Source organism: Mycobacterium sp. NGS15 (assembly GCF_059813245.1).
In genome coordinates this window covers 377,613-388,844 of sequence record NZ_JCALEF010000005.1, presented here as the reverse complement: position 1 = coordinate 388,844, position 11,232 = coordinate 377,613, and the positions used below count along the sequence as shown (strand labels likewise).

The window sequence follows — 11,232 nt, the reverse complement described above, 5'->3', positions numbered from 1 at the left end:
CGATCGAAGCGGCCGGGGTATCGATGAACCACGTGCGCGAAGCGCACAAGCTCCGAACCCGGCAGCCACTACCGAAGACCGCCCGTTACCCGGCGGGACCAGCATGACAACCCAGACACCCTATCACCTGCGGCGTTTGCGGCCATGCAGCTTGATCAGGGCAGTTCCTCCACGCACACGGTGAAGTTACGGTCGACGTAGGGATAGCCAAGTCCGGTGATGCACTCGTCGGCCGTCGAGACTTCCTGCAGGACTTGGGTGACGCGTTTCCTGTTCTGAGCGTTGCCGTCGTTGCAGTCAACACGCACGGGGTCACCGTCCCCCTTATCGGGGACGCTCATGCAGCCGCCGACCGCCCAGTCGATGTCCAGACACAGAGCCTGGCTCTTGCGACCGAAACCGCGCTTGGCGTAGTAGGAGGAGTCGGCATCACGTGGGCAATCCGCATCCGTCGCAGCCTTGGCAAAGACCTTGAAATTGGACTTGGGACTGCCGCACGGCTCCTTGATCATCTTGGCGTGCTGATCGGAACCACTGAGGTCGACGCAGTCGCCGACCGCCAAGTCATCGGTGGCGGCTGCCATCGAACATGCCGACAGCAGGGCCGCGCCGACAACGATAAGAGCGATGGATATCGCACCTGAGATTCCAGAGCGACCCAGTCGAGGAGAAGCCAAAGTCAGCGGCGCAGGCCCAGGCGCTCAATCAGCGAGCGGTAGCGCGCGACATCGACCTTTGCGATGTACTTGAGCAGACGGCGGCGACGGCCGACCAGCAGCAGCAGCCCACGACGGCTGTGGTGGTCGTGCTTGTGAGTCTTGAGGTGCTCGGTCAGATCGACGATGCGCTTGGTCAGCATCGCAACCTGGGCCTCGGGAGAACCGGTGTCGGTCTCATGCACCCCGTACTGAGTGAGGATTTCTTTCTTCTGCTCGGTAGTCAATGCCACGGCAAGCTTCTCCATACACTGGGGTTCGCGTCGAATGTTTCTGGTGGGCCACCGCGAACTGCAGCTCACACCGAAGTTGGAGTCTACCGGCGGGTTAGCCCCGCGCCAAAATCGTGCGGGCTTTCTGGGCGTCGCGCCCCATTTCTTCCACGAGTTCATCCACCGAAGCGAACTTCTCCATGCTGCGCACCCGTGCCACAAAATCGACGGCCACATGCTGGCCGTACAGGTCTGCCGCGGTGTCCATGATGAACGCCTCGACGGTGCGGGCCTTGCCGGAGAACGTCGGGTTGCTCCCCACCGAGACGGCCGCCTGGTAGCGCTCACCGGGGACGACGGTGCCCATGGTCGGTCCGTGTCCCAACAGCGTGAACCAGGCCGCGTACACGCCGTCGGCGGGAATGGCGGCGAACATCGGCGGCGCCACGTTGGCTGTCGGGAACCCCAGTTCCCGACCTCGCCCGTCACCGCGGACCACGACGCCTTCGACCCGGTGGGGACGGCCAAGGGCTTCGGTGGCCGCCACCATGTCGCCGGCGTCGACACAGGACCGGATGTATGTCGAGGAGAAGGTGACCGCATGCTCGGTTACGAGGGAGACGGCGTCGACCTTGAAGCCGAATCGCTCGCCCGCCTTCTTGAGCATGTGGACGTTACCGGCGGCCTTCTTGCCGAAGGTGAAGTTCTCCCCGACCACCACCTCGGCCACGTGCAGACGCTCGACCAGCAGCTCGTGGACGTATCGCTCGGGTGAGAGCTTCATGAATTCGGGCGTGAACGGCACCACCAGGAAGACGTCGACGCCCAGTTCCTCTGCCAGCTCAGCGCGCCGGGTCAAGGTCGTGAGCTGGGCAGGATGGGCTCCGGGAAACACCACTTCCATCGGGTGCGGATCGAAGGTCATCAGCACGCTCTTGAGATTGAGCTCACGTGCGGCCTTCACCGCGCGTCCGATGAGTTCTGCGTGGCCTCGGTGTACACCGTCGAACACACCGATCGTCAGGACGCACCGACCCCAGTCGGACGGGATTTCGTCTTGCCCGCGCCAGCGTTGCACGGCCTAAAGCCTACTTCGGAAGATGCGAGAAGGCCGACTTGCCTTTCGTCTGTCGCTGCCTGGTTAGGCTAAGCATCGTGAGCCCCACTCGATCCGACCGGCCCGCCGGATCCACTGATATCGACCTGACGACGGTCGCGCAGGACTACCTCAAGGTGATCTGGACCGCGCAGGAGTGGTCGCGCGGGAAGGTGAGCACCAAGATGCTGGCCGAACGCATGGGCGTGTCGGCTAGCACCGCATCCGAATCGATCCGCAAGCTGGCCGACCAAGGTCTGGTGGATCACGAGAAATACGGCGCCGTCACGTTGACGAGCCAGGGACGGAAAGCCGCGGTACTTATGGTGCGCCGGCACCGGCTCCTGGAGACCTATCTGGTCAACGAACTCGGCTATGGCTGGGACGAGGTGCACGACGAGGCCGAGGTACTCGAGCACGCCGTGTCGGATCTGCTGCTGGCCAAGATCGACGCAAAGCTCGGTCACCCCCAGCGCGATCCGCATGGCGACCCGATTCCCGGCCCTGACGGGCAGGTGCCCACTCCCCCCGCCCGCCAGCTGTCGGACTGCGCCAACGGCGACACCGGCGTGGTGGCCCGGATCTCCGATTCAGATCCGGAAATGCTGCGCTACTTCGACACCGTCGGGGTGGCACTGGATGCCCGTGTGACGGTCGACGAGCGACGCGACTTCGCCGGAACCATCTCAGTGTCCATCGATGACACCAACGGCGAGAAGAAGCTAGAGCTGGGAAATCCTGCAGCGCAATCAATTTGGGTTGTACTCGACTGAAATGGCCGATCACACGGCGTGTGAGTGCCTTCTGTGCGTCGACTACGGCGACCGCCACGGCTACAACGACAGCGATCGTGACATTATCGGTAGTGTCACCGAATACGGTTGGAGCGCACTGGGAATCGGCCCCACATCGTCGGAGGAAAGCCCGCCGTTCGCGTACACCGTGGGGTTGTGGCACACCATGCGCCTGCCCGAGCTCGCGATCTACGGAGTCAACGACATCACGATGATGCAGCGCGCCCTCAATGCTGTTGCCAAGCAGGCACGAGAAGGCCGGGTTCTGCAGATCGGGGAGACATTCGAGGATGTCCTCGCGCTGCCCGAGGTGGACGACTACCAGGTGAAGCTCTCCCCCATCGATCCGAGTTGGTATCACAACGAATTCGGGTTCGGACTGTGGTTCAACCGGACCAACCACGTGCGGTACCTGCAGATTCTCTGGCCCGATGGCGAAGGCCGCTTCCCGGGTAACCCCGAGCTGGATCCGCATTTCGCCGACCGGCAGCCCATGATGTGGATGCCCAGGGAATTGCACCCGCCGAGCCGGTGGATCCGACCGACCGACTGACCGCTACAGATTCGCCGGGCGTAGGACCACGACCGACGTAGTCCGAGAACCCTTATCCGCCAACAACGCAATGACCCGATTGTCGGAATCCACCGCCGCGTAGGTGCCCTCGATACCGGCGGCCGACAGCGGCCTCCCGTTGCGCACCGAGTCGACCTCCGCGGCACCGAGATCACGCCGGGGGAATCCCTGCCTGCACGCGGTATCCAGGTCCAGGGTCAACGTCGCGTCCGCAGCCAACTCCTCGAGCGTGCGCGCACGCTCCAACATGAAATCGCCGACCCTGGTACGGCGCAATGCCGTCAGATGTCCACCTACACCCAACGTGGCACCGGCATCGCGGGCCAGTGCCCTGATATACGTCCCCGAGGAGCAATCGACTTCCACGTCCACATCGACATACCCAGCATCCTGCCGGCGTACCGACAGCACGTCGAACCTCGAGATATTCACGGGCCGGGCCGCCAGCTCGACCGGCTGCCCCTCCCGCGCCAGCTTGTATGCGCGCTGTCCGTCGACCTTGATCGCACTGACCGAGGACGGCACCTGCTCGATGTCCCCACGCAGCTGGGCCACGGCCGCCTCAACATCTTCATCGGCGACATGAGAGGCCGAAACCGTTTGCAGCACCTCACCTTCGGCATCATCGGTGCTGGTGCTCTGCCCAAAACGGATGGTGGCCGCGTACGACTTGGTGGTCAGCGTCAGCAGTCCCATGATCTTGGTGGCACGTTCGATGCCTATCACCAGCACCCCCGTCGCCATCGGATCGAGCGTCCCGGCATGCCCTACCTTGCGGGTGGAGAACAGTCGCCGGCACCGCGATACCACGTCGTGGCTCGTCATCCCGGCGGGCTTGTCGACAATCACGAGGCCCGCACGATCCAAGGGATCGGTCACGGCACCACAATCGCGGTCAAGATCAAACCCTTGTCGATGATCCATCGCCCGTCGAACACCGACAACACACTGCCATCATTAGCCCTGCCGTCTATCAGGATTCGCGATGTGAATGTCCCATCAGGGTCAAGCGTGATGTGAGCGTCCTCAAAGCCGAGCCAGCGAGTTGTCAACGGGAACCACGCCTTGTAGGTCGTTTCCTTGGCACAGAACAACAATCGGTCCCAGTGCGTACCCTCGGGCAATACCGCGAGCTCCTCACGCTCGACCGGCAGGGTAATCGACTTGAGCACACCGTTAGGCAGCACGTCGTGCGGTTCGGCGTCGATCCCCACCGAACGCACCTCCCCCGCGCGTCCCACCACCGCACCGCGGAATCCCTCCGTGTGCGTCATGCTGCCCACCACCCCATCGGGCCACAGTGGCTGTCCCTTGTCCCCCTTGAGGATCGGCCCTTCGGGCACGCCGAGCACCGAGAGGGCCTGCCGCGCGCAGTACCGCACGGTGATGAATTCGTTGCGCCGCTTGGCCACCGATTTGGCGATCAGCGGTTCCTCTTCGGGCAGCGGCTCCAATCCGGGCGGATCCTCATACAGCTCGGCCGAGGACAGCACGTCGGGAACCACCGCGGCGATCAACTGGTCAGTATTGTCGCCTCTTCGCGCGAGAAGCTCATCAGTCACTGGCACGCTCCTTGGCAAGCCGTTCACGGAACCGCTTGGCCGCCACTCTCATCTGCTCGGTGATCTCGAAATGACCTCCGAACTCGTTGAGATAGCCGGGCGGATAGTGCGGGACAGGAAGAATCTGCCGAAGCCATGAATACGGTTTGCGCTGTGCCCATTCCCGCGGATATCCAACCGAGACCTCTTCGAAGCGCACCTCGTCATACCAGCTGGTCCGCGGGATGTGCAGATGGCCGTACACAGAGCACAGCGCGTTGTAGCGAGTGTGCCAGTCCGCAGTCTCGGTAGTGCCGCACCACAGTGAGAATTCGGGATAGAACAACGCATCACAGGGTTCGCGCACCAGCGGAAAATGGTTCACCAGGACCGTCGGCGTCATCCAGTCCAGATCATCCAACCGCTTCTTGGTGTACCGCAACCGGTCCCGGCACCAGGCATCACGAGTCGCGAAAGGTTCACTGGAAAGCAGGAACTCATCGGTTGCCACCACATTGCGGTCCCGGGCGATCTTCAGTCCCTCGGCCTTGGTATCGGCCCCCTCCGGCAGAAATGTGTAGTCGTACAACACGAACATCGGCACGATGGTCGCGGGACCACCTTGTTCTATCCACACCGGATATGGATGCTCCGGTGTGACGACGCCCATCTCGTCGCACATGTTGACCAGATAGTCGTAGCGGGACTGCCCGAATATCTGCATGGGATCGCGCGCCGTCGTCCAGAGCTCATGGTTTCCCGGTACCCAGATCACCTTGGCGAACCGGCGCCGCAGCAGATCCAGCGCCGCCCGGATGTCGTCGGTCTTCTCGGCGACGTCACCGGCGACGATCAACCAGTCCTCGGGTGAGGCCGGATGTAGTTCTTCGAGAACGGACTTGTTGGCCGACTGTCCGACATGCAGGTCGCTGATGGCCCATAAGGTGGGCTCACGTTCCTGCGTCATCCGGCCAATGTACCTACAGGTTTATCTTGCAACTCTGCCCCACGTCGAGAACCCGGAGTGCACGTCCGCTTCCCACCCAGAAGGCGCAGGACAATGCCAGGTCGGTCAACAGCCCGTCGTCGAAGTGCTCGCGCGCCCGCTCCCAGAATTCCTCGTCCTCACGCAGCCCCACGTGATCGGTCGCGAAGCGGTGCGCGAACTCGGCGGCGATTCGCTCCGTCTCGCTGTACCGGGGCGAGGTGCGCCACTGGTCGGCGTCCGCATAGAAATCGCCGTCCAGCTCCCCACTCTGAACGAAGCGGGTGTTCTGACAGACGGAGCATTCATTCGCGAAGGCCACAGCCATGCGTGCGAGCTCTCGTACGCCGAGCGGAAGCCGGCTGCGGTTGTACACCGCGTCCGAAAATCCGGCAAAGCCTGGCGCCATCTCCGGTGAACCCATCAGCCAGCCGGCCACATCGTCGTCCGCGTAATTGCCAATTCGTGCCATGGCGTCACGCTACTCCGAGACTAGAACGTGTTCTAGTGTTTTCGGTGTTCCGTAGGAGACCGCGATACGCACGGCTAGACTTCGGCGCACCGCGGGCAATCAGATTGAGGTGGATTCGTATGGGCCAACGGGTAGGCCTTGCCCGAGTTGGAGTCGGCGCTGCCCTGATGGCATTGGTGCTGAGCGGTCTTGCGGTCTTGCGCACCGCCCCAGCCGACGTCTCGATGAGCGCACCGGTTCAGTTGCGTTTCTCCACGGCACCCATGACCGGCCCCGCGAACACCGGGGCCACCACCACGATCAAGTGGCCGGTCGTCCCGGTGACAGATCCTCGCCCGTTCGATCCCTGCTATGACATCCCCGGCTCGGTCATCGCCGCAGCGGGCCTCGATCAGACGCCGCCCGCTCCCGAAGAGGGCCTGCGCTGCCGGTACGACTCGCGCAACAACTACCAGTTGGCCGTCGAGGCGATCGTATGGCGCACCTATGAAGACTCACTGCCTGCCGATGGCGTGGAGACGACCATCCAGGGGCACCGCGCGGCCGAGTACAACATCATGAAACCGACGGACTGGAACAACCAGTGGTGGGTGTCCTGCATGATCACCTTCAAGACGAGTTACGGCGTGGTCCAGCAGTCGCTGTACTACGCATCTCAGAAGTACTCCCCCGACGGCCCCGGCTGTCTCGTGGAAAACCGCCGGGTCGCAAACATTCTCGCGCCCGCCTATCGCTTCTAGCCGAGTCGGCGCTCGGCGCGCTAGCCCCGCGCCGCGATGCGGGCCTGTACCTCCGGACGCCGCAGCGGAGGCACCGTCTTGGGCGGCTGCCGACGCGCCGGCAATGACGCCAGCAGACGCATCGTCGTGGCCGTCACCTCCTCCACCGCGTGCTCAAACGCTTCCCTGTTGGCATCGGAAGTCTTCTGAATCCCGCTGATCTTGCGGATGTATTGCCGCGCCGCCGCCTCAATCTCCTGGTCGGTCGCGGCAGGTTCCAGTCCACGTAGTTCGGTGATGTTCCTGCACATATCTATGACAGTAGGAAGACAATGCGGAAGACGCCATGCCCCACCCACTGGTTAGTTTGCATGCGCGTGTATACGTAAGTCATGCCAGTGACGTCATCGGAGCCGTCTAGCGCGGGGTCCCACGCTCTTCACACGAGCGGTTCATCGCAACGCGACCGGCTCGCCGCCGCCGCGCACGAGGTTCTCGCCACACATCCCCCTGCCTCCACCCCGGTCACCGAGCTGCTCGGCGCCGTCTACGACGCGGGCCTGGCCTGGGTCCACTTCCCGGTTGGCCTGGGCGGTCTCAACGCACCACCCGCGCTGCAATCCGTCTCCGACACCATCCTGCGCGCAGCGGGCATGCCAGACCCGTTGTTTATCAACGTGATCGGGTACGGCATGGCTGCCCCCACCGTGCTGGCACACGGACAGCCCGAACTGACCCAGCGGATTCTGCGTCCGCTGTTCACCGGTGAGGAGCTCTGGTGTCAGCTGTTCAGTGAGCCCGGTGCCGGATCCGATCTCGCGGGCCTGGCCACCCGAGCGGTGCGTGACGGCGACGATTGGGTCATCAACGGCCAGAAGGTGTGGACCTCGGGCGCCCATCAGGCGCGCTGGGCGCTTCTGGTGGCGCGAAGCAATCCGGACGTGCCCAAACACCGCGGCCTGACCTACTTCGTGGTCGATATGACCGATCCCGGCGTCGAGGTCCGTCCGCTGCGCCAGATGACCGGTGACGCCGAGTTCAACGAGGTGTACCTCACCGATGTCCGCATCCCGGACGCATATCGCCTGGGCAATGAAGGCGATGGCTGGCGGGTCTCGATGACGACGCTGATGAACGAGCGCAGCGCGCTGGGCGGGGCGTTCGACCATGGCCGTGGCGGCGGTTCGATCGGCAACGCGCTGAATCTCTGGAAGCAGCGACCCGATCTGCACACCCCGGAGCTACGGGCCAAGCTGACGAATCTGTTCGTGCGCTCGGAGGGAAACCGCTACGGCACACAGATGCGGATCGCCGCCCAGGACGACGCCCCCATGGGACCGGAGGGGTCGATCGGCAAGCTGATGGGCGCAGAGCTCAACCAGCAGATCTACGACTTCTGCGTCGAGCTGCTGGGCATTGAGGCAACCCTGTACGCCTCCTACGACATGCGACGCGTCGTTGAGGACGATCGCCGCGCCGACACCATGTGGGCGTTCCTGCGGTCCAAGGCCAACACCATCGAGGGCGGCACCTCCGACGTGATGCGCAACATCATCGGAGAACGCGTTCTCGGACTACCCGGCGATATCCGGGTTGATACCGACAAAGCATGGAAGGACGTGCCCCGCGGATGAGTGAATTCGAGTTCACCGAAGAGCACGGCGACCTGCGTTCGCTCGTGCGTAGTTGGTGCGAACGTGTCTGGACACCCGAGCATGTGCGCCAGATCGCCGAGGCCGGCACCGTCGACCTGGACGCCTGGCACACTCTGGGCTCCGAGCTGGGCGTGGTGGGACTGAGCCTGCCCGAAGAGCATGGTGGCGGTGGCCTGGGTGTTATCGAATTATCCATCGTTGCAGAGGAATTCGGGCGCGCGCTGGCATGCCTGCCGTGGATATCGAGTGCGGCGCTGGGCGCCACCGCGCTGGCGGCCAGCGGCGACGGTGACGCCCTTGCCGAATGGGTGCCCGCGCTGGCCTCCGGCGACAAGACGATCACGCTGGCCGGTGGCCGCACCCGGCTGGCCGACGCGATCACCGTGTCCGCCGAGTCCGACGCCGACGGATGGAAGCTCACCGGCGACACCGAGCATGTTCCCGACGGGGCCACCGCCGACGTGATTCTGGTGCTCGCCGATACCGACTCGGGTCCAACACTTTTCGCAGTCGACGGGAACGCACCGGGTGTCGACCGGCACTCCCTGGCCACCCTGGATCTGACCAGACGTCAGGCCAACATCCACTTCGACTCCGCTTCCGCTCGCGTCGTCGGCGAGCAGGGTCGAGGCTCGGATGTCGTGACCAAGGCATTCGATGTGGCCGCAACCGTACTGGCGGCCGAACAAGCCGGAATCGCCGCCCACATGCTGGATGTGACAACCGAATACGCCAAGTCCCGAATTCAGTTCGGTCGGACCATCGGCTCGTTCCAAGCGGTCAAACACCGCCTCGCCGATATGGCCGCGGCGGCGGGGAACGTGCGTGGTGCCGCCTATCACGCAGCCTGGTCACATGACGATCCGAACCTTGACGATCCCGCCCTGGCCACCAGCATCGCCCAACAGGTGGCATCGGCGGGTGCGGTAGAGGTAACCGCCAAAGCCATCCAGAGCCACGGCGGCATCGGATTCACCTGGGAACACCCCGCCCATCTGTATTACAAACGAGCCGTTAGCAATTCGGCACTCTTCGGAGGCCGTTCCGTCCACGCAGAACGTATCGCCAAGGAGGTTATCGACGCATGACCGAACAGATTCTCTTGACGCAGACCGAAGACCGGATCTGCACTATCACGCTGAACCGGCCACAGGCCCGCAATGCACTGAGCAAGGCGCTCGGTGAGGAGATCGTCAAGGCCGTCACCGCGGCCGACGCCGACGACGATATTGACGTGATGATCCTGACCGCCGCCGACCCGGTGTTCTGCGCAGGTGTCGACCTCAAGGAACTGGGCAGCGGCGACCGTGCCGACACCCTCGACCCGTGGTGGCCAGAGTTGTCCAAGCCCGTCATCGGCGCCATCAACGGAGCCGCCGTCACCGGTGGCCTGGAGCTGGCGCTGGCCTGCGACATCTTGATCGCCTCGGAGAAGGCACGTTTCGCCGATACTCACGCACGTGTGGGAATCCTGCCCACCTGGGGGCTGACCACCCTGCTGCCGCTCTCGGTGGGACGTGGGCTGGCACGGCGGATGAGCCTCACCGGCGACTACCTGTCCGCCGAGGATGCGTTGCGTGCCGGCCTGATCACCGAGGTGGTTGCCCATGAGGAGCTATTACCGGCGGCCAAGCGGCTCGCCGCGACAATCGCCGGTAACAACCAGCCCGCGGTGCGTGAACTCCTGGCGTCCTACCGCCGCATCGAGGCCGAGCTGGTCGGCAACGGGTTGCAGGTGGCCCTCGACGACGCCCATCGGTGGATCGAGCAGAACTCCATCGCCGAGGGCGTGGAAGAACGTCGCGCGGCTATCATGGCGCGCGGTCGCAGCCAGAACACCTAACGTTCGAAGCGATACAGGGCGATCCGGCGGTCCGGCCGAATATCGAATTCGCCCATCCCAACCCACCCGAGCCGGGTGAGTACCTTGCGGATCGGGGGGTTGCCGGCCGCTGGTTCTGCCATCATCCGGCAACATGCGGGGTCGGCGGCGAACACCGCGAACGGCAGTAGCCGGATCCACTCGGAGATGACGCCGCGCCCCAGGTGTTCGGTGGACGCTGTCGCTATGTGAAATCCGGTGTCATGCGGATGGGAGTCGTAGATCCGGGCGATCTCGTCCCGCGCGGCGCGGTACATCTCCACGTAACCCGCCTCGACGCCGTCCACCGAGAGAATGCAGGGCCGCGAGTAGTGGCCGGCCAGCCGGTATGAGGAATCCTCCTGCCACTGCATGACAGACCACGGCTGGTCCCAGGTTTCCCGCAGATGCGGACGGGAGAACCATTCACTGAGCAGCTCCGGGTCCGTACCCTCGGGATCCACGGGGCGTAGCCCGTAGCGGGTGCCGGCGAAGGACGGCAGCGGCGGCGGACCGGCCGCGACGACCTCGGCCGCCACCTCCGTGATCTCACGAACGATGCGGAAACCGGCGGGGATGTTCATCTGCCCGGCGGCTCCGTTCGATC

At 64.1% G+C, this 11,232-nt stretch carries 15 protein-coding genes; 6 read left to right on the top strand and 9 right to left on the bottom strand.

Annotated features, from left to right (window positions below; genetic code table 11):
* Positions 1–155: 155 nt before the first annotated feature.
* From lppU to AC5Y5C_RS16400, 3 genes are all read right to left on the bottom strand, one after another.
* Complete coding sequence (gene lppU / locus AC5Y5C_RS16410; protein WP_499974635.1) at positions 156–662, bottom strand: LppU family putative lipoprotein; 507 nt, start codon at positions 660–662, stop codon at positions 156–158.
* 17 nt (positions 663–679) lie between these two features.
* The gene (gene rpsO, locus AC5Y5C_RS16405; protein ID WP_078287840.1) at positions 680–949 is read right to left on the bottom strand and encodes a 30S ribosomal protein S15; all 270 of its coding nucleotides are present in this window, start codon (positions 947–949) and stop codon (positions 680–682) included.
* A 94-nt stretch (positions 950–1,043) separates the two neighbouring features.
* Positions 1,044–2,006 (bottom strand): bifunctional riboflavin kinase/FAD synthetase, encoded by a 963-nt coding sequence (locus tag AC5Y5C_RS16400; RefSeq protein WP_499974045.1) that lies wholly within the window; start codon positions 2,004–2,006, stop codon positions 1,044–1,046.
* Positions 2,007–2,083: 77 nt separating this feature from the next.
* Here AC5Y5C_RS16400 and mntR point away from each other — a divergent pair, with 77 nt between their 5' ends.
* Both mntR and AC5Y5C_RS16390 read left to right on the top strand, forming a co-directional pair.
* Entirely contained in the window at positions 2,084–2,797 is a 714-nt protein-coding gene (mntR, locus tag AC5Y5C_RS16395) for a manganese-binding transcriptional regulator MntR (RefSeq protein ID WP_499974043.1), read from the top strand.
* A 1-nt stretch (position 2,798) separates the two neighbouring features.
* Positions 2,799–3,371, top strand: a complete 573-nt coding sequence (locus AC5Y5C_RS16390; protein ID WP_499974040.1) for a DUF4262 domain-containing protein — start codon at positions 2,799–2,801, stop codon at positions 3,369–3,371.
* 3 nt (positions 3,372–3,374) lie between these two features.
* Here the strand turns inward: AC5Y5C_RS16390 and truB are convergent, their stop codons facing one another.
* From truB to AC5Y5C_RS16370, 4 genes are read right to left on the bottom strand one after another with little or no spacing between them, the layout of a single operon-like run.
* Positions 3,375–4,271 (bottom strand): tRNA pseudouridine(55) synthase TruB, encoded by an 897-nt coding sequence (gene truB / locus AC5Y5C_RS16385; protein WP_499974037.1) that lies wholly within the window; start codon positions 4,269–4,271, stop codon positions 3,375–3,377.
* A complete protein-coding gene (pptT, locus tag AC5Y5C_RS16380; protein WP_499974632.1) occupies positions 4,268–4,909 on the bottom strand; it encodes a 4'-phosphopantetheinyl transferase PptT in 642 nt (213 codons plus the stop codon). Before pptT ends, truB begins: the two co-directional genes overlap by 4 nt.
* Before the next feature lie 37 nt (positions 4,910–4,946).
* Positions 4,947–5,900, bottom strand: a complete 954-nt coding sequence (gene pptH / locus AC5Y5C_RS16375) for an ACP phosphodiesterase PptH (RefSeq protein ID WP_499974032.1) — start codon at positions 5,898–5,900, stop codon at positions 4,947–4,949.
* Positions 5,901–5,913: 13 nt separating this feature from the next.
* Positions 5,914–6,390: a carboxymuconolactone decarboxylase family protein gene (locus tag AC5Y5C_RS16370; RefSeq protein ID WP_499974029.1), complete on the bottom strand. Its 477-nt coding sequence runs from the start codon at positions 6,388–6,390 to the stop codon at positions 5,914–5,916.
* A gap of 119 nt (positions 6,391–6,509) precedes the next feature.
* Here AC5Y5C_RS16370 and AC5Y5C_RS16365 point away from each other — a divergent pair, with 119 nt between their 5' ends.
* Positions 6,510–7,130, top strand: a complete 621-nt coding sequence (locus AC5Y5C_RS16365; protein ID WP_499974024.1) for a DUF3558 domain-containing protein — start codon at positions 6,510–6,512, stop codon at positions 7,128–7,130.
* 20 nt (positions 7,131–7,150) lie between these two features.
* Here AC5Y5C_RS16365 and AC5Y5C_RS16360 read toward each other — a convergent pair whose 3' ends face one another.
* Positions 7,151–7,420 carry a DUF2277 domain-containing protein gene (locus tag AC5Y5C_RS16360; RefSeq protein WP_499974021.1) on the bottom strand — a complete coding sequence of 90 codons (270 nt, stop codon included), beginning with the start codon at positions 7,418–7,420 and terminating at the stop codon, positions 7,151–7,153.
* An 81-nt stretch (positions 7,421–7,501) separates the two neighbouring features.
* Here AC5Y5C_RS16360 and AC5Y5C_RS16355 point away from each other — a divergent pair, with 81 nt between their 5' ends.
* From AC5Y5C_RS16355 to AC5Y5C_RS16345, 3 genes are read left to right on the top strand one after another with little or no spacing between them, the layout of a single operon-like run.
* Complete coding sequence (locus AC5Y5C_RS16355; RefSeq protein ID WP_499974019.1) at positions 7,502–8,743, top strand: acyl-CoA dehydrogenase family protein; 1,242 nt, start codon at positions 7,502–7,504, stop codon at positions 8,741–8,743.
* Positions 8,740–9,852: an acyl-CoA dehydrogenase family protein gene (locus tag AC5Y5C_RS16350; protein WP_499974017.1), complete on the top strand. Its 1,113-nt coding sequence runs from the start codon at positions 8,740–8,742 to the stop codon at positions 9,850–9,852. The genes AC5Y5C_RS16355 and AC5Y5C_RS16350 overlap by 4 nt, the downstream gene beginning before the upstream one ends.
* Positions 9,849–10,607, top strand: coding sequence for an enoyl-CoA hydratase (locus tag AC5Y5C_RS16345; protein ID WP_499974015.1), 759 nt, complete (start codon positions 9,849–9,851; stop codon positions 10,605–10,607). Before AC5Y5C_RS16350 ends, AC5Y5C_RS16345 begins: the two co-directional genes overlap by 4 nt.
* Here the strand turns inward: AC5Y5C_RS16345 and AC5Y5C_RS16340 are convergent.
* Positions 10,604–11,209, bottom strand: a complete 606-nt coding sequence (locus AC5Y5C_RS16340) for a GNAT family N-acetyltransferase (protein WP_499974630.1) — start codon at positions 11,207–11,209, stop codon at positions 10,604–10,606. The genes AC5Y5C_RS16345 and AC5Y5C_RS16340 overlap by 4 nt on opposite strands.
* Positions 11,210–11,232 lie beyond the last annotated feature (23 nt).